Raw genomic sequence first — 19,767 nt, 5'->3', positions numbered from 1 at the left:
AACCGCACGCGCGCCGAGATCGAGGGCTTGATCGGCTTCTTTACCAACACGCTGGTCCTACGCACACGCCTAACGGGCAGCCCGACCCTTCGTGAGGTCATCCGGCGCGCGCGGCAGGTCTGCCTCGAAGCGTATGCGCATCAAGATCTGCCCTTCGAGCATCTGGTGGAGCAGCTTCAGCCCGATCGCGATCTGAGCCGCAACCCGCTCTTTCAGGTGATGCTGGTGCTCCAGAACGCGCCGATTCCAACCATCGAAACACCCGGCCTGATCCTCAGCCCGGTCGAGGCCCACAGCGGAACGGCAAAATTCGATCTCTGGATCTCGCTTGAGCAGCGCGCCGAAGGTCTGGCCGGGACGGTAGAGTATAGCACCGACATCTTCGACGCGGCGACGATCGAGCGGCTGCTTGCGCATCTTCAGCTCGTGCTTCAGGCGGTCGTCTCCAATCCCGATCAGCCGATCGCGTCGTTTCCGCTGCTGACGGAGCATGAGCGTCGGCAGATCTTCGAGATCTGGAACGCGACCGAGGTTCCGTACCCCGACCACGTGTGTCTGCATCAGCTTTGCGAGGCGCAGGTCGATCGCACGCCGCAGGCGATGGCGGTCCGCTTTGAAGATCAGTCCTTGACCTACCGTGAGCTTGATAGCCGAGCGAACCAGCTTGCCCGCCATCTGCAAGCGCTGGGCGTTGGTCCCGACGTTCGCGTCGCCGTCTGCATGGAGCGCTCGCCGGAGCTGGTGATCGCCCTGCTGGCGGTGCTCAAAGCAGGCGGCGCGTATGTTCCGATCGACCCGACGTATCCGCAGGAGCGACAGCGGTTTATGCTTCTGGATGCCGAGGCGGACGTGCTTTTGACCCAGCAGCGCCTTCTGTCGGGCCTGCCTGTCCTGCCGGCAAGCGTCGTCTCTGTCGACGGCGATTGGACGACGATCGAGCGCGCCAGCACGGAGCGCGTGACGAGCGCCGTAACGCCCGATCATCTGGCCTATATAATCTACACCTCAGGCTCGACGGGACAGCCCAAGGGCGCGCTCAACACCCACCGCGCGATCGTCAATCGGCTGCTGTGGATGCAGGATGCTTACCGGCTCGACGCCAGCGATCGGGTGCTGCAAAAAACACCGTTCAGCTTCGACGTGTCGGTCTGGGAGTTTTTCTGGCCGCTGCTGGCCGGGGCGGGTCTGGTCGTCGCCCGACCGGATGGACACCGCGATCCGGCCTATCTCGCCGAGCTGATCGCGGCGCAGCAGATCAGCACGATCCACTTTGTGCCGCCCATGCTCCAGATCTTCCTGGAGGAGCCAGCGAGCGCCACCTGCACCTGTCTGCGCCGCGTGATCTGTAGCGGCGAGGCGCTCTCCGTCGAGCTGCAAGCGCGCTTCTTCATGCAGCTCGACGCCGAGCTGCATAACCTGTACGGCCCGACCGAAGCGGCGGTCGATGTCACCTTTTGGCCCTGTCGGCGCGATCCCGACCAGCGGACGGTGCCGATCGGTCGTCCGATCGCCAATACGCGGATCTACATCTGCGATCGTCATGGGCTACCCGTGCCGCCGGGCGTGGCGGGCGAGATCTACATCGGCGGTGTCGGCGTTGGTCGTGGCTACCATCAGCAGCCAGCGCTGACCGGCGAGCGGTTCGTGCCCGATCCCTTCTCCGCCGTTCCTGGCGCGCGCCTGTACCGCACCGGAGATCGCGCCAGGTTTCAGGAGAACGGCGCGATTGAATACCTTGGGCGCATCGATCATCAGATCAAGATCCGTGGCCTGCGCATCGAGCCGGGCGAGATCGAGGCAGCGCTGCTGGATGAGCCGGGCGTGCGCGAGGCGGTGGTGCTGGCGCGCGAGGATTCGGCAGGCGATCGGCGGCTGGTGGCGTATGTCATACCCGAAGAACAAAGAACAAAGAGCAAAGAACAAAGAGCAAAGAACAAAGAGCAAAGAACCGGGCAAAGATTCTCCCCCTCTCCTATCACGGCGAAGGCGGAGGCCCGCCTGAGCGTGGGGAAGGGGGCGGCCCCGCAGGGCCGGGGGTGAGGGCCTCAACTCAAAATTCAGAACTCGAAACGCTAACGGCTGAGCAGGTGACGAGCTGGCAGCAGGTCTTCGACGATACTTATCGGCGGGCGAGCCCGGCGACGCAGCCCACGCTTAACCTGAGCGGCTGGACCAGCAGCTATACGGGAGCGCCGATCCCGGAGGCGGAGATGCGCGCCTGGGTCGATCAGACCGTTGCGCGGATCGCAGCGCTGCGACCCCGACGAGTCCTGGAGATCGGCTGTGGAACCGGGCTGCTGCTCTTCCGTATCGCGCCGTCGTGTGAGCGCTATGTGGGAACCGACCTCTCGCAGGCCGCGCTTGAGCACATCCAGGCCCAGCTATCGGCGCTGGATCTCTCCCAGGTCGCGCTGGTCCACCGCGCGGCGGATCAGCTTGGCGAGCTTCAGCCGGGCACGTTCGACACGGTGATTCTCAACTCGGTCGTGCAGTATTTCCCCAGCGTTGGCTACCTGCTGCGCGTGCTGGAAGCAGCCACGCGGCTGGTCGCGCCCGGCGGGCACGTCTTTGTCGGCGATCTGCGGAGCCTCCCGCTCCTGGAGCTGTTTCATACCTCGGTGGAGTTTTTCCGCGCGCCCGACACGCTGCCGACTCTTCGGCTGCACCAGCGCATCCGGCGCGGCCTGGCCCAGGAGCAGGAGTTGGCGATCGATCCCGCCTTCTTCCACGCCCTGGCCCGGCATCTGCCAGGCATCAGCCATCTCGATCTGCAACTCAAGCGCGGCACCAGCCACAATGAGCTGACGAAATTCCGCTACGATGCCGTCCTGCGCGTTGGCTCAGCGGAGCCGATCTGCGAAGACGTGCCGCGTCTCGACTGGCGTGAGCAGGCGTTGACGATCGCAGATCTCCGGCGGCACATCGCGGCGACCGAGCCGGAGCGCCTGCTGATCACGGGCGTGCCCAATGCCCGCCTCAGCGGCGATCTCCAGATCGCGGCAGCCCTGGCGCGTCCGGATCGGCCAGCGACCACGGGCGAGCTTCGATCCGCCGTGGCGTCGGTCAGGGAAGCGCCCGCCGTCGACCCGGAGGATGCCTGGTCGGTGGGCGAGCAGCTCGGCTATACCACCACACTCGGCTGGTCTGGCTCCGGCCCGCTCGGCAGCTTTGATCTGCTGCTCTCGCGCCAGGCAGGACCGGAGGCGGGAGCCGTGGCAGCTCCAGCAGCGGATTCGATCCAGCGCCCGTGGAGCACCTACGCGAACAATCCGCTGCACAGCAAGCTGGAGCGGCGGATCGTTCCGGCGCTGCGCAGCTACCTCAAGGAGCGTCTGCCGGAGCATATGGTGCCCTCGGCGATCGTGCTGCTCGACGCGCTGCCGTTAACGCCAAACGGCAAGCTGGACCGCTCGGCGCTGCCTGCGCCGATCCCGATGGTCATCGATCTTGATTCGGACGATCTCGCGCCACGCACGCCGACCGAGCAGATGCTCGCCGCCATCTGGTGCGATGTGCTGGGCCTGGAGCAGGTATCGATCACCAGCAACTTCTTCGCGCTGGGCGGCGATTCGATCCACAGTATTCAGGTGGTCTTTAAAGCCAATCGCGCCGGACTCTTGCTCACGCCCAGGCACCTGTTTCAGCATCAGACGATCGCCGAGCTGGCAGCAGCCGTGGATGCGCTGCCAGCTTCCGGGGCCGAGCGGGATGCAGCACCAGGCATGGTTTCGCCGGGACAGCCGAGCGTGGCAGACGGATCAGCGCCCGATGATGCTACCCTCATCCGCCGTACGCAGCACGACATCGATCGCATGAGCGGCCAGGGCGGCGACATCGAGGACGTGTATCCGCTGGGGCCGCTTCAGGATCATCTTCTGTCGCAATACCTGGCCGCGCCGCAGCCGGGCCTCTACCTCGTGCAGCGTGTCGATGCGATGCCGGGGCCGCTGGATCGAGCGGCCTTTGAGCGCGCCTGGCAGCAGCTTGCGGCGCGGCATGCGATATTACGAACCTCGTTTAGCTGGGAGCAGGAACCGCAGCCGCTTCAGGTGGTGCATACACACACGTCGTTACCGCTGGCGTATCAGGACTGGCGCGGCGTTCCTGCCGTCGAGCAGCAGGAGCGCCTGATGGCCTATCTTGACGCCGACCGCCAGCGCGGTATCGAGCTGAGGCAGCCGACTCCAATCCGTGTCTGCCTCGCACAGGTTGCGGACGATGCCTGGCAGGTGATCTTTAGCTTCAATTATATGTGTCTCGATGGATGGAGCCTGGGCCTGCTGCTGAATGAATTTTCAACGCTCTATGCCGCCTACGCCACACATCGGGAGGTCGAGCTCGCGCCGACGCAAGCGTACGCGGACTATATTGCCTGGGTGCAACAGCAGGATCTTCAAAAGGCCGAGCGATTCTGGAAAACAGCCTTGAGCGGCATGTGCCCCGCTCCGTCGCTGATCCAGTCCGTACCGGGGAATAGACCAGGCCAGGCGGAAGGCTTTACCCGGCAGCACCGCACGCTGCACGCCGACACAACCGACATGCTGCAAACGATCGCGCGGGCGCATCGGATCACCCTGAACACGCTCGTCCAGGCCGCGTGGGCGCTGCTCGTGAGCGACTATACCGGCGCAGAAGACGTTGTTTTTGGCGTGGTCGTCAGCGGTCGCCCCACCGAGCTGGCAGGCGCTGATGCGATTGTCGGCCCGACCTTAAATATCTTGCCGCTGCGGGTGCAGGTACCGCGAGCCAGCGCGTTACTGACGTTGCTCCAGCACCTTCGCGAGCATCACGTCACGATGAGCCAGTACGAGTACACGCCGATGCGCAAGCTGCGGGAGTGGCTGGAGCTTCCGCACGATGGGCTGCTCTTCGATAGCTACCTGATTTTCCAGAATCTGGGCGTTGTTCAAAATCCGACCCGCCTATTCTTTGCCCAGATGGAGTACCCCTTGAGGATCGACGTATTTCCGGGGCCTGCGATCGTGGTGAGTATGTCGTACCACCGGCCCTGTTTCGACGATGCCACGATCAGCCGGATGCTGCAACGCTTTCAGGCGCTCTTAGACGCCATCGCACGCGGGCCTGAGCAGCGGATCGAGGTGCTCCTGCGCTTTTAATCCCTCTGCCCTGCTGATGCTCGTCTCGATTGCGGCTCAGCCTTCGGTCGTGCATATCCGGCGATGGTTGCACGCCTTCTCGGAACGGTCGTTGGTGAGCACGATGTACCGTGCTCCTCCCACATCGCGCCCTGTGGCTCGCATAGGGTACACACGATTTACAACAAAGACGCTCCGGGTGTCGGCGGGCGACCAGTTTGCGCCGCATCTATCCGTGCTGCTCGTTCAAGAAGGCCGTGAAATCGAGCAATCCCGGTGAGGAGCCATACCCTGTCAGGATCGCTGCGGCTTCGCTCCGGTGCTGCGTCCCATGGTTGACGACATGCAGCAAGCAATGCCACAGCAGCCGTTCCCGCTTTTCCCCCTCAGGCGTCGTGTAGCGCACATACGCATTCACATCATCGTCGGTGAGGAGCGCGAGATACTCCCGCATGGCGCGCTCTTCCTCATACCAGCGCCGCGCCAGTACGTCGCAGGTCGGGAACGCATCTTCCTTCAGCGCCCCGAAGAATGCGATGGTCTGGTGGTGACACAGCATGCGCCAGGCACACTCACCGTCTAACGCATGTACTAATGTGCCGCGCAGGCTCCCGAAGCTATGAGCGGTTGGGGCCATAAACTGCTCCGGGCTTACCTGCATGCTGGCTGCTAAGATCCGTCGTGTCGCCCAATAATTGTAGTCGTAGAGTGTCAGAATGTCGCGAATGTTCACGAGTCCTCCATGATGTTCAAGAAGCGAATCGGCCAGGGGCGCTAGCTGAGTGCAGTATACTCGGAATAGCGGGTACAGGCGATCCTGATGAGGTTTGATTCCGGCCTCGATGCCTGGCAGCAGCACCGATTGGCACACACGTGATCGACCTTCATGAGCATGCTGACTTTGACAGAACCCTGAGTAGTACTAATGGTTTCTTGACATCTGTTAACTTAAATTTTATACTCTTCACCATCCCCTTAGGGACTTGTCAACAGTGCTTGTGCCGCAAAAGCGACGAACACGGGTCGCCCCATTCATACGTGCGATCCTCACCTACGTACCAGCCTACAGGACTGTGATCACGTTCTAAATCGATACGAGTGAACAGAGAAAGCTCATCTACGGCTCCTTCCACAAATAGGCGTTCTCCATCAGCGAGGACACCCTACCGATCAGGCTGTTCATAATGAATATGGCTCGCCTTTGAGGTTGCTGGTATTCCTTCATCCAGTAGGGACTAAATGCGCAATTATTCTGCCAACGCCAGCACACCACATCGGGATCTGGTCAGCCTGCTACGGTGGCGTGCTGTACACCAGACAGATACTCCAGCGTATACATTTCTGCTTGATGGAGAGACGACCGAGGTTATGCTTACCTACGGTGAGCTCGATCGTCACGCTCGCGCGATTGCCGCCGCATTACAGCAGATCCAGGCGCCTGGCGAGCGGGCGCTGCTGCTGTATCCGCCCGGCCTTGAGTATATTACGGCCTTCTTTGGGTGTCTCTACGCCGCGTGTATTGCCGTCCCTGCCTATCCACTCCATCAAGCTCGGCTTCACCACAGCGTCGCGCGTCTGGAAGCCATTGCCGAAAATGCCAGGCCGCTGGTTGCGCTAACCACATCGGCGATGTCCAAGACGATGGAGGCGGTGATTGCGCAGAGCCGAAGCTTTAAGGACATGCGCTGTCTTGCGACCGATACGATCGCCGATGACCGGGCTGATCAGTGGGAAGCGCCCCATCTGAGCGATGCGGCCATCGCTTTTCTTCAGTACACCTCCGGCTCAACCTCCACGCCGAAAGGCGTGATGGTCAGTCACGCGAATCTGATGCAGAACGAGCATCTGATTACTCACGCCTTTGAGCACACCGCGCAATCCGTGATCGTCGGCTGGCTGCCGCTGTACCATGACATGGGATTGATCGGAAACGTCTTACAGCCGCTGTACATCGGTGCCCGCTGTATCTTGATGTCGCCGATGGCCTTCTTGCAGCGCCCGATGCGCTGGCTGCACGCGATCAGCCGCTACCGGGCGACAACCAGCGGCGGGCCGAACTTTGCCTACGATCTCTGCGCGCGCAAGATACCTGAGGAGCAGCGCGTCGGCCTGGATCTCAGCAGTTGGGCGGTCGCGTTCAACGGCGCAGAGCCGATTCATCACGAGACGATCGAGCGCTTTACGGCGGCGTTCGCGCCGTACGGGTTCCGGCACGCTGCCTGGTATCCGTGCTATGGCCTGGCCGAGGCCACCTTGTTTGTCACCGGAGGCCCCAGATCGCCCGCGCCCATGCTCTACAGGGCACAAAAAGCGGCGCTCGAAGGGCATCAGGTGATCGAGGCGGCGGATGAATCCCAGGATGCGCAGATCCTGGTCAGCGCGGGGCAGATCCACGGCGCGCAGGACCTCCTGATCGTCGATCCGCAGACACAGACGCCACACGGGCCTGATCAGGTGGGCGAGATCTGGCTCGCCGGGCCGTGCGTGGCATCCGGCTACTGGGAGCGCCCCCAGGACACCCGCGACACCTTCCAGGCTCGCCTGAGCACCCAGGCTGCCGCATCGTTCTTGCGGACCGGCGACCTGGGCTTTCTGCACGATGATCGGCTGTTTGTCACGGGCCGCCTCAAGGATCTGATCATCATCCGGGGACGCAATCACTATCCGCAGGATATCGAATACACGGTCCAGGGTAGCCACCCTGCGCTGCGAGCAGGCGCGGGCGCGGCCTTTACGATCGACGGCGATCCCGCCGAGCGGCTGGTGATCGTGCAGGAGGTCGAACGTCAGGCGCGCGCGCTGCCTCCTGGCGAGATGATCGCCGCGATTCGTCGGGCGGTCGCCGAGCACCACGAGCTCCAGGTGTATGCGGTCGTCCTGCTCATGCCTGGGAGCATCCCCAAAACCTCAAGCGGCAAGATCCAGCGCCATCTGTGTCGCGCCCGTTTTTTGGCCGACACGCTGGAGGGGATCGCCCGCGATGTCTTGAACGATCCAGACGCGCGTGACGCTGCCGTGAGCGAGCCAGGGCTGCCCCCCGACTGGCAGGATCTTGCCCCGACGGCACGGCAGGCGTCGATCGAGGCCTATCTTCAGCGCCAGGTTGCCCGCTCGCTGCATGGCGCGGCGCAGCGGATCGCTACGGATCAGCCGCTCAGCTCGCTGGGCCTCGATTCGTTGATGGCGATCGAGCTGAAGCACCAGATCGAAGTTGACTTCAAGACGTGCGTCGCGCTTGAGCACGTGCTGAGCACGGCGACGATCGCTGAGCTTGCGGCTGCGATTCTCGCTGATGTCGCAGGCTCCGCTCACGAGCCGGATCGCATCCTTCCTGCGCCCGACACGCAGCCCGTGACCCATGCCGCGTCTCCGGGCCAGCGGGCGCTCTGGATCATTCATCAGCTCGACCCGGATAGCGCGGCCTATACCATCGCGCGGGCGCTGCGAATCTGCGCGCCCGTCGACGTATCAGCCCTTCAGCGCGCCTTCGGGAGGATCATCGAGCGTCATCCGAGCTTGAGAACCACCTTCGCGCTGCACCATGCGGAGCCCGTGCAGCACATTCACCCGACCGGCCCGGCGATCGTGCAGGTGACGGGTGCGGCTGCATGGAGTGAGGCGATATTCGCGCAGCAGCTCCACAGCGCAGCCTACCAGCCTTTCGATCTGACGCGCGGACCGCTGATCCGCATCCACCTCTTCACCCGCTCCGCGCATGAGTCGGTCTTGCTGATCAGCATCCATCATATCATCGCGGACTTCCAATCGCTGACCGTGGTGCTGCGCGAGCTCGACCAGCTCTACCGCGCCGAGACGACCGGCGCAGCGGAGCGCGCGCTGCCACTCACACCGCCGCAGTATATGGAGTATGCCCAGTGGCAGCGTCAGATGCTCGCAGGGCCGCAGGGCGCGCAGCTTGCGGCATACTGGCAGCGCCAGCTTCGCCCAGAGGGCACCAGCGCACCCATGATCCTGGAGCTGCCGGTCGACCGCCCGCGCCCGTCGATTCAGACCTATGCGGGAGCGACCTACGCCTTGACGCTGGTCGATCTGACGCAGCCGATCAAAGCCCATGCCCGGTCATCCGCTACAACTCCGTTTACCGTGGTCCTGTCCGCATTTCAAGCGCTGCTCCATCGCTACACCAGCCAGCGCACGATCTTGGTTGGAACGCCCATGCTCAATCGGGATCGCGCGTCGCTGATGGATCTGGTGGGCTATGTCGTCAATCCGGTCGTGGTTCGCGCCGACATCGACGCGGACATGTCGTACCATACGCTGCTGACGCAGACACGCCAGCGCGTGCTGGCGGCGATGGAACACCAGGCCTACCCATTTGCCTCGCTGGTCGCGCAGCTTCAGCCGGTGCGCGACCTGAGCTACTCGCCGGTCTTCCAGGTGATGTTTCTCTGGCACAGCGCGTTCACGCTGCCTGATGGCGCGAATCTCGTGCCGCTGGCGCTGAATCAGGCGGGCGCGCAGCTTCGCATCGCCGGGCTGTCCTGCGAGTCGGTTGCCGTCGAGCGGCGGGCCAGCCAGTTCGATCTGACCCTGGCGATCGGCGAAGGCGATGCAGGGCTGGAAGCCGTCATCGAATACAACACCGCGCTCTTCGAGGCAGAGACGATCGCGCGCATGGCCGAGGGCCTGCGGATGATCCTCCAGACGGCGCTGGCCGAGCCGCACGTCGCGATCTGCGACATTCCGCTCGTGACGGAGCCCCAGCGACGCCTGATGCTGGCCGAGTGGCAGGCGACAACGATGGCCTATCCCAGCGCCGCAACGCTGCACCAACTCTTTGAGGCGCAGGCGGCGCGCACCCCTGATGCCGTTGCGCTCAGCGACCGGCAGCAGACGATGACCTACCGGGAGCTGGATCGGCGGGCCAATAAGCTGGCGCGTTATCTACGCAGGCAAGGAGTAGGGCTGGAGGCGTACGTCGGCGTGTGTCTTGAGCCATCGCTGTGGATGGTCGTCGGCGTGCTGGCGATCCTGAAAGCCGACGCGGCCTATGTACCGCTCGACCCGGCCTATCCGCGTGAGCGGCTCGATTATATGCTCAAGGATGCCAGCATTCGGGTGCTGCTGACTCAAGAGCATCTGCTCGGAGCCGTGCCCGGACGCGCGGCCCGCACGATCTGCCTCGACAGCGAGTGGACGACGATCGACCGGGAGCCAGCGGATGCGCTCCACAGCAGCGCCACGCCAGACAGCGTCGCGTACGTGATCTACACCTCAGGCTCGACCGGGCAGCCGAAAGGCGTGCTTGGGCTGCATCGCGCCACCGTGAATCGCTGCAACTGGATGTGGCAGCGCTATCCCTTCCAGCCGTCGGAGCGCTGCTGCCTCAAGACATCCTTGAACTTTGTCGATTCGGTCTGGGAGATCTTCGGGCCGCTCCTTCAGGGAGTGGCGCTGGAGATCGTGCCTGAGGCGATCCGCAAAGATCCGAGCCGCCTGCTGGATCTGCTGGCCGAGGCCGAGGTCAGCCGTCTGGTGCTCGTGCCGTCGCTGCTGCGGCTGCTGCTCGATCATGATCCCGACCTGCCGCGACGGGTGCCCAGGCTGAAGCTGTGGATCACCAGCGGCGAGGCGCTCTCCCTGGAGCTTGCGCGCCGCTTCTGGGAGCGTCTGCCGGACGGTACGCTGCTCAACCTGTACGGCTCGTCGGAGGTCGCCGCCGATGTGACGTGGTCGGATACGCGCGCAGATGCCGCGCTCGACGGGCACATTGCGATCGGTCGTCCGATTGCGAACACGCAGATCTATGTGCTCGACCGGCAGCTTCAGCCGGTGCCGATCGGCGTTGTCGGAGAGATCTTCGTCGGCGGGATCGGCCTGGCGCGCGGCTATCTGAACGATCCGGCGCTGACGGCTGGCAAGTTCATCCCGCATCCGCTGAGCGGCGCTGCGGGTATTCCGCCGGGCGCGCGGCTGTACCGCACCGGAGATCGCGGGCGATTTCTGCCGAGCGGCGGCCTTGAGTACTGCGGACGCGCCGACGATCAGGTCAAAATTCGTGGCTTCCGCGTCGCCGTGCGCGAAGTCGAGGCGGCGCTGGCAGCGCATCCCGACGTGCAGGCGGTCGCCATCCTCGCGCGCGGCGATCATGGCGCGCCGCCCGCGCTGGTCGCCTACGTGGTGCCCCACGCCGCGCACGCCGTGACGACCAGCCAGCTCCGCGATTTTCTCCACGAGCGGCTGCCGGAGTATATGATTCCTTCGACCTTTGTGCTGCTCGATGCGCTGCCGCTGACGCCCAACGGCAAGCTCGACCGTCAGGCGCTACCGGCACCCACAACCCTGCGCCCGGCCCTCGATACGCGATACGCCAGCCCGCGCACCGTGACAGAGCGCACGATCACCGCGATCTGGCAGGACGTGTTGCAGATCGACACGATCGGCGTGGAGGACAACTTCTTTGATCTCGGCGGCCACTCGCTCACGCTGGCTCAGGTTGGCAGCAGGCTGCAAGAAGCGTTTGGCCGACCTGTGCAGATGGTCGATCTGTTCAAATACCCAACCATCAGCGCGCTCGCCACATTCCTGGCTCAGACGGAGCCCGCGCAGGTTGATGTCGAAGAGGTACAACGGCTCGCTCAAAAAGAAAAAGCCAGCATCCAGCGGCGCAAACGTCTGATGAAAGGTACGGAGAATGGCTAGCGTAGAAACCAGCGACCTGGCCGATGCCATCGCGATCATTGGGATGGCATGCCGCTTTCCTGGCGCGAGCACGATCGATCAGTTTTGGCAGAACCTCCGCGATGGCGTTAGCTCGATTACCTTTTTTTCCGACCAGGAATTGTTAGATGCCGGTGTCGACGCCAACCTGATCCAGAATCCGCGCTATGTCAAAGCCGCCGCCGTGCTGGATACCATCGACCAGTTCGACGCCGCGTTTTTTGGATTCAATCCACGCGAGGCCGACGTTACCGATCCGCAGCATCGGCTGTTTCTCGAATGTACCTGGCAGGCGCTCGAACAGGCGGGCTATGCGTCGGGCTATCTCCACGATCGCACCGGCGTGTATGCCGGTGTCGGGATGAACGCCTACCTGCTCCAGAATGTGTATCACAACCGCGAGATCGTCGACGCGGTTGGAGAGTTTCAGGTCCTGATCGGCAATGACAAGGACTTCCTGCCTACCCGCGTCTCGTATAAGCTGGACCTGAAGGGGCCGAGCTTCTCGGTGCAGACCGCGTGCTCAAGCTCGCTGGTCGGGGTGTATCTGGCATGCCAGGCGCTGCTCAACTACCAGTGTGATATGGCGGTGGCCGGTGGCGTGTCGATCCGGATTCCTCATCACGTCGGGTACCTGCACCAGGATACGAGCGTCCTCTCGCCCGATGGCTACTGCCGGGCCTTCGATGCCAATGCCGGCGGCTTTGTGCTCGGCAGCGGCGTCGGCGTGGTGGTCCTCAAGCGGCTTGAGGACGCGCTCAACGACGGCGATACGATCGATGCCGTGATTCGCGGCGCTGCGCTCAACAACGACGGCGCGGCCAAGGTGGGCTACACCGCGCCCAGCGTGACGGGTCAGCGCGATGTGATCGCCAGAGCGCTGGCGCTCGCCGAGGTCGCGCCCGATACGATCGGCTACGTCGAGGCCCACGGCAGCGCAACCGCGCTGGGCGACCCGGTGGAGATTGCCGCGCTGACCCAGGCGTTTCGCACTGGCACGCAGCGTACCGCGTTTTGCGCGATCGGCTCGGTCAAGACCAATATCGGTCATGCCGACACCGCCGCAGGCATCGCTGGGCTGATCAAGACCGTGCTCGCGCTGAAGCACGCGGCGATCCCGCCCAGCCTGCACTGCGAGGAGCCGAATCCACAGATCGACTTTGCCAGTAGTCCGTTTTATGTCAACACCAGGCTTCGGGAATGGACCGCCGAGCGCGGGCCGCGACGCGCAGGCGTCAGCTCGTTTGGCATCGGCGGCACGAATGTGCATCTGGTGCTCGAAGAAGCGCCGCCCGTGCCGCACTCGTCATCCACGCAGCCCTGGCAGCTCATCCCGCTCTCGGCGCGCACGGGCGCTGCCCTCGAAGCGCTGTCCGACGATCTCCTCGCGCATCTGGAGCGCAGCCCGGCGCTTGAGCTAGCGGATGTGGCCTACACGCTGCAATGCGGACGCCGGAGCTTTAGCCAGCGGCGGTTTGTGATCTGCCGCGATCATGCCGATCTGGAGGCCGCGCTGTCGTCGCGCGATCCGCAGCGGGTGCTGACCGGCGAGTCGACAGCGGCGGCGCGGGCGGTGGCGTTCATGATCCCCGGCCTGGGCGATCACTATCAGCGGATGGGCCAGGAGCTCTACGAGTACGTACCGACGTTTCGCAGCCAGGTCGATCGCTGCGCCGCGCTGCTGCAGCCATATCTCGATCGTGACCTCCGTGAGATTCTGTTCCCGCCCGCGCCGCCAGCCGATCCCACGCTCCACGACGCGGCACCTGCGCACACGCAGGGCGTTGACCTGCGCGCGATGCTGGGCCGAGGGAATCACGCGGCGGCTTCGGGGTCAAGTCCGCTCAGCCAGACGATCTATGCGCAGCCAGCGCAGTTTGTGATCGCGTATGCCCTGGCGCAGGTCTGGCGGTCGTGCGGCATCCAGCCTCAAGCGCTGATCGGCTACAGCCTGGGCGAATATGTCGCGGCGACGCTGGCGGGCGTGCTCTCGCTTGAGGACGCGCTCTGGCTGGTGGCCGAGCGAGCCAAGCTGATCCAGCAGCTTCCGGCGGGCGCGATGCTGGCGGTGCCGCTGCCGGAGGCCGAGCTTCAGCCCCTGCTCGGACCGGAGCTTGCGATCGGAGCGGTCAACGGCCCGTCACTCTGCGTCCTCTCAGGATCGGTCGAGCAGATCGATGCGGTGGGGCGGCAGCTTGAAGCGCAGGGGATCATCTGCCGACGCATTCAGGCCGCGCATGCGTTCCACTCAGGGCTGATGGAGCCGATCGCTGAGCGCTTTGCCGAGGTCGTTCGGCGCGTCGACCTGAAGGCACCGCAGATTCCCTACCTCTCGAACGTGACCGGCACCTGGATCACGGCGGAGCAGGCAACCGATCCCGACTACTGGCTCAGGCATCTCTGCGGAACCGTGCGCTTCGGCGATGGGATCGAGCACCTGCTGCGCGACCCCGACTGGATGCTGCTGGAAGTCGGTCCCGGCTACACGCTATGCAGCCTGGCATCGCAGCATCCGGCCAGCGGCCAGTCAGTAGGCCGTGTGATCCTGCCGTCGATGCGGCCCGTGTTCGAGCAGCGGCCGGACCTGGCGTTTCTACTCAACACCGTTGGACGGCTCTGGCTGGCCGGAGCGCCGATCGACTGGCACGCGCTCTGGCAGGATCAGCAGCGGCGGCGTATTCCGCTGCCGACCTATCCGTTCCAGCGCCAGCGCTACTGGGTCGAGCCGCAGCGACCGCCGGAGCAGGGCCGCGCCGCCGAGCCGACGCTGACCAAGCATCCTGATATTGCCGATTGGTTCTACGTTCCGGCCTGGAAGCAGCGGGTGCCGCTCCCGCTACCGACCGATCCGGCAGCCGTACCTGCGCAGCGCTGGCTGATCTTTGCCGATGAGCGCGGCTGCGGCGAGCGACTGGCCGAGCTGCTGAGACAGGCACAGCAGCATACGATCCTGGTGCGCGCGGGCTCGACGTTCAGCCGCAGCGACGATCACAGCTTGACGATCGAGCCGCAGACTTCAGAGCACTACGATGAACTGTGTGCCGCGCTGCTGGCGCATCCGTGCGAGTCGTATCGGATTGTTCACCTGTGGGGCCTCGGCGATCAGGCAGGCGGCGCATCCTCAGTCGAGCAAACGCGGCGCGTGCATTCGCTGGGCTTCTTGAGTCTCGTCTCGATCGCCCAGGCGCTCGGTCGTCGCGCCGAGCGCAGCCCGACGCAGATCGAGATTGTCTCCGAGCGGATGCACGATATTACCGGCGACGAGGCGCTCGCGCCCGCCAGCGCGCTGCTGCTGGGTCCGTGCAAGGTTATCCCCCAGGAGTATCCGCACATCACCTGCCGCAGCATCGATGTCGTACCGCCGCCGACAGCGGCAGCGCTGGACCTTCTGGCTGAGCAGTTGCTCGCCGAGTGTCTGGCAGCGTCACCGGAGCCGGTCGTCGCCTACCGGGGCAGGCACCGCTGGGCGCAGACGTTCGACGCGCTCCGCCTTGCCGACGAGGCATCCGCACCGCCACGGCTGCGCGAGCACGGCGTGTATCTGATCACCGGCGGCCTGGGCAGCATCGGCCTGATCCTGGCGCGGCAGCTTGCGCAGACGGTACGCGCCAGGCTGGTGCTCGTCGGGCGCTCGGCTCTGCCGGAGCGGGCAGCTTGGGCCGCGTGGCTGGCAACGCACGACGACACCGATCGTACCAGCCAGCAGCTCCGCGCGATCCAGGCGATCGAAGCGCTCGGCGGTGAGGTGCTGGCGCTCAGCGCCGACGTAGCCGACCCGACGCAGATGGCGCAGGCGGTCGATCAGGCGCTGGCACGCTTTGGGGCGCTGCATGGCGTGATCCACGCGGCTGGCGTCGCGGGCGGCGGCATCATCCAGCTCAAGTCTCCGGCGATGGTCGAGCAGGTGTTTGTGCCAAAAGTCTATGGCACGCTGGCCCTCGCCGCTGCGCTTAAGGACCTTCCGCTCGACTTCTGGGTGCTGTGCTCGTCGATCAACGCGATTACCGGCGCGTTTGGACAGGTCGACTACTGCGCGGCAAACGCATTTCTCGATGTCTTTGCGCAGCAGCACAGCGCGACCAGCCGCGTGCCGACGGTCGCGATCAACTGGGATACCTGGCAGGAGACGGGCATGGCTGTTACCAGCGTGCTGCCGCCGGAGCTTGAGGCGCTGCGCGCCGAGCTGCTCAAGAACGGTATCCAGCCGCAGGAGGGCGTCGAAGCGTTTATGCGGATTGTGCAGCGACCGCTGCCCCGGATCATCGTCTCGACGCAGAGCTTAGATGCCCTGCTCAAGCACAGCTACTCGCTGCCCGCGCTCCTGGCACGCGCCGCCCACCTGCCGGAGCGACAGGCGTCGCACCCACGCCCGAACCTCAGCGTCGCTTATGTTGCCCCACGCAGCGACCTGGAGCAGACGATCGCTCGGTTCTGGGAAGAGCTGCTCGGCGTCGACGAGGTCGGCATCTTTGATAACTTCTTTGAGCTGGGCGGTCATTCCCTGCTCGCCACGCAACTGCTCGCGCGGCTGCAAGCCGAGCTGCACGTCAGCCTGCCGCTGCAAGGACTCTTCCAGGCTCCAACGGTGGCGGAGCTGGCGGTCGTGATTGTGCAGCGTACGGAGCACGCGCCGCCAGCGATCGATGCCGCCGAGATGCCCACGCAGGTCACGCCCGACATCGAGCACCGCTATGAGCCATTCCCGCTGACAGATATTCAGCAAGCCTACTGGATCGGCAGAAACGCGGATTTTGACCTCGGCAACGTGTCGATCCACGGCTACCTGGAGCTTGAGAGCGCAACCCTGGATCTGCCACGCTTCAATCAAGCCCTCCAGCGCCTGATCGAACGCCACGACATGCTGCGCGCGATCGTGCTGCCCGATGGACAGCAGCAGATCTTGCCTGACGTTCCCGCCTACCAGATCGCGGTGCTGGACCTGCGGGGCCACAGCCCGGACGAGATCGCGGCGACGCTGGAGGCGATTCGGGATGAGATGTCGCATCACGTCTTGCCGCTTGAGCGCTGGCCGCTCTTCGAGTTTCGCGCGACGCGCCTGGACGAGACGCGCATACGGATTCATATCAGCGTCGACGGCATGATCGCCGATGCCTGGAGCGCAAATCTGCTCGCGCAGGATATGGTCGTGCTCTATGAGCAGCGCGAGTCGCTGCTGAAGCCGCTCGCGGTGTCGTTCCGCGACTACGTGCTGGCGGAGCGTGCCCTTCGTGAGCGCCAGCCGTACCAGAATGCCGTGCGCTACTGGAAGGAGCGTCTGGCCGACCTGCTGCCAGCGCCCGACCTGCCGCTGAGCAAGAATCCGTCGGCGCTTCAGCAGCCACGCTTCCATCGCCTGAGCACGACGCTCGATGCGCCGACGTGGCTGGTGCTGAAGCAGCGCGCCGCGCAGGTCGATCTCACACCTGCCGGACTCCTTCTGGCGGTGTACGCCGAGGTGCTGGCAGCGTGGAGCGCCGAGAAGCGCTTTACGATCAACATTCCGCGCTTCAATCGGCTGCCGCTGCACCCTGCGATCAACGATCTGGTCGGACAGTTCGCCTCGTTTACGCTGCTTGAGGTCGATGCAACGGCCCGCGAGTCCTTCCGCAGCCGCGCGGCTCGGATTCAGGAGCAGCTCTGGTCGGACCTGGAGCATAGCCATGTCAGCGGCGTCTGGGTGCTGCGCGAGCTGGCCCGGCTGCGCGGTCGAACCTCCGGCGCGGTCATGCCGGTCGTCTTCACCAGCATGCTCTACCAGGGCTTGCAGCGCGGCAACGACACGCTGATCACCATGCCTGAGCAGCTCGGCACGCTGGTGTACATGAGCTCACAAACGCCGCAGGTCTGGCTCGATCTACAGGTCGCGGAGCATCACGGCGCGCTGGTGTTGGACTGGGATTATGTCCAGGGTTTGTTCCCCGACGACCTGATGCCGGTGATGTTCGAGGCGTATCATGCGCTGCTCCACCGGCTGGCAGCCGGCGACGATACGTGGCAGGAGCCTCCGGCGTTGACGCCGCTCCACCAGCTTCAGCAGCGCGCAGCGATCAACATGACGCACGCGCCGATCCGCGAGGCATTGCTCCAGACGCTCTTTGCCGAGCAGGCCGCCGCGCGGCCTCACGCGCCCGCGATCATCAGCGCCCGTCGCACCCTATCCTACGATGAGCTGTACCGCGCCTCGAATCGGCTCGGTCGTCGGCTGCGCGCGCTTGGCGCACGGCCCGATACGCTCGTGGCGGTGTGTATGGAAAAAGGCTGGGAGCAGATTGTCGCGGTCATGGGGATTCTGCAAGCCGGGGCAGCCTATCTGCCGATCGATCCCGCCTACCCGCAGGAGCGGATCTGGTATCTGCTGGACCACGGCCAGGTCGATCTTGTGCTGACTCAGTCGTGGATCGACGTGGGCCTGGCATGGCCCGCACGGGTGCAGCGGATCTGTGTCGACGCCGACGATCGTGCCGCGCTCGACGACCGCCCGCTTGAGCCGATCCAGCGGCCCGATCATCTCGCCTATGTGCTCTACACCTCAGGCTCGACCGGCCAGCCGAAGGGCGTGATGATCGAGCAGCGCAATGTGATCAACCGCGTCCTGGATGTTAACCGGCGCTTCGGCGTCGGCCCCGACGACCGGGCCATTGCGCTGACGGCATTGCAGCACGATCTTTCGGTCTATGACATCTTCGGCATGCTCTGCGCGGGCGGGGCGATCGTTATGCCAGCCGCCGACCAGATCCTTGATCCGGTGGCGTGGTCACGGCTGATCAGGCGCGAGCAGATCACGCTCTGGAACTCGGTGCCCGCGTTTCTTGAGATGTTCGTGGATGACCTGGAGCGCGATCCCGATGGTGCCGAGCGGCTTCCGGCCTCGCTGCGGCTGATCATGCTCTCCGGCGACTGGATTCCGGTCAGCCTGCCCGATCGGGCGCGAGCGCTGGCGCGTCAGGCGCGAGTGATCAGCCTGGGCGGTCCCACAGAAACCACGGTCTGGGATATTTGCTACCCGATCGACAGCGTCGCGCCGGAGTGGAAGACGATTCCGTATGGCCGTCCCATGACCAACGCCGCCTACCACGTGCTGGATGCACACGTGCAGCCGTGTCCAACCTGGGTGCCCGGGCAGCTCTACATCGGCGGCGCGGGGCTGGCGCGCGGCTACTGGCGCGACGCGGAGCGCACCGCCGCCAGCTTCATCGATCACCCCGAAAGCGGCGAGCGCCTGTATGCCAGCGGTGATCGCGGACGCTACCTGCCCGACGGCACGATCGAGTTCATGGGCCGGATCGATTTTCAGGTCAAAATACGCGGCTACCGCATCGAGCTTGGCGAGATCGAGGCGGCGATCGAGCAGCATCCGCAGGTTCAGGCGGCTGCCGTCGTAGCGGTCGGCGAGACGACGACCAGCCGACATCTGGTGGCGTACGTTGTGCCGAGCGCAGCGCAGGTCGGGGGTGATGGCCTCGCCTCGGAACTTCGAGCCTACCTGAAAGCCAGGCTGCCTGAGTACATGCTGCCGTCGAGCTTCATCTTCCTTGACCGGCTGCCGCTCAACCGCAACGGCAAGCTCGATCGACAGGCGCTGCCGAAGCCGGAGCAGCACGCGCATGCCGCAGCGGTCTTTGTCGCGCCCCGCACGCCGACAGAGACGCGCCTGGCGCAGATCTGGGCCGAGGTGCTTCAGGTCGAGCGCGTGGGCATCCACGACAGCTTCTTCGACCTGGGCGGTCACTCGCTCTCTGCAACCCAGATGATGTCGGCTGTCCGGGCCGCGTTTCAGGTCGAGCTGTCGTTGCAGACGATCTTCGAGGGGCCGACCGTCGCGGCGATGGCGGCGGTGATCGAGCGCAGCGCCCAGGACGACCACGACGACGCGATCCAGGCTGACATAGGCATTGCGCGCGACCAGGCCGAGCACCTGCTGACCAATCTTGACGAGCTTTCGGATGAAGAAGTAGCGCACTGGCTCAATACGATCTTGAAATAATAAGGG

General features: G+C 64.5%; 5 protein-coding genes. 4 read left to right on the top strand and 1 reads right to left on the bottom strand.

Annotated features, from left to right (window positions below; translation table 11 throughout):
* Both VFZ66_06575 and VFZ66_06570 read left to right on the top strand, forming a co-directional pair.
* A partial coding sequence (locus tag VFZ66_06575; protein HEX6288837.1) for an amino acid adenylation domain-containing protein occupies positions 1–2,040 on the top strand: 2,040 nt, incomplete at its 5' end.
* A gap of 47 nt (positions 2,041–2,087) precedes the next feature.
* Positions 2,088–5,117, top strand: coding sequence for a condensation domain-containing protein (locus VFZ66_06570; protein ID HEX6288836.1), 3,030 nt, complete (start codon positions 2,088–2,090; stop codon positions 5,115–5,117).
* Between the two features lie 208 nt (positions 5,118–5,325).
* Here the strand turns inward: VFZ66_06570 and VFZ66_06565 are convergent, their stop codons facing one another.
* The gene (locus tag VFZ66_06565) at positions 5,326–5,829 is read right to left on the bottom strand and encodes a DinB family protein (GenBank protein HEX6288835.1); all 504 of its coding nucleotides are present in this window, start codon (positions 5,827–5,829) and stop codon (positions 5,326–5,328) included.
* A 506-nt stretch (positions 5,830–6,335) separates the two neighbouring features.
* Between VFZ66_06565 and VFZ66_06560 the strand changes: the two genes are divergently transcribed.
* Complete coding sequence (locus tag VFZ66_06560; GenBank protein ID HEX6288834.1) at positions 6,336–11,759, top strand: amino acid adenylation domain-containing protein; 5,424 nt, start codon at positions 6,336–6,338, stop codon at positions 11,757–11,759.
* Complete coding sequence (locus VFZ66_06555) at positions 11,752–19,761, top strand: amino acid adenylation domain-containing protein (GenBank protein ID HEX6288833.1); 8,010 nt, start codon at positions 11,752–11,754, stop codon at positions 19,759–19,761. The genes VFZ66_06560 and VFZ66_06555 overlap by 8 nt, the downstream gene beginning before the upstream one ends.
* Positions 19,762–19,767 lie beyond the last annotated feature (6 nt).

The sequence above is a fragment of the Herpetosiphonaceae bacterium genome, assembly GCA_036374795.1.
In the GTDB taxonomy this organism is placed as follows: Bacteria; Chloroflexota; Chloroflexia; order Chloroflexales; family Kallotenuaceae; genus LB3-1.
The sequence above is the reverse complement of the archived record's forward strand: the minus strand, read 5'-3'. Positions and strand labels throughout refer to the sequence as shown.

What these genes read in the sequence shown, in the direction of transcription:
- VFZ66_06560 (HEX6288834.1), top strand. Translation starts at nt 6,336, where the DNA reads ATGCGCAATTATTCTGCCAACGCCAGCACACCACATCGGGATCTGGTC.
- VFZ66_06555 (HEX6288833.1), top strand. Translation starts at nt 11,752, where the DNA reads ATGGCTAGCGTAGAAACCAGCGACCTGGCCGATGCCATCGCGATCATT.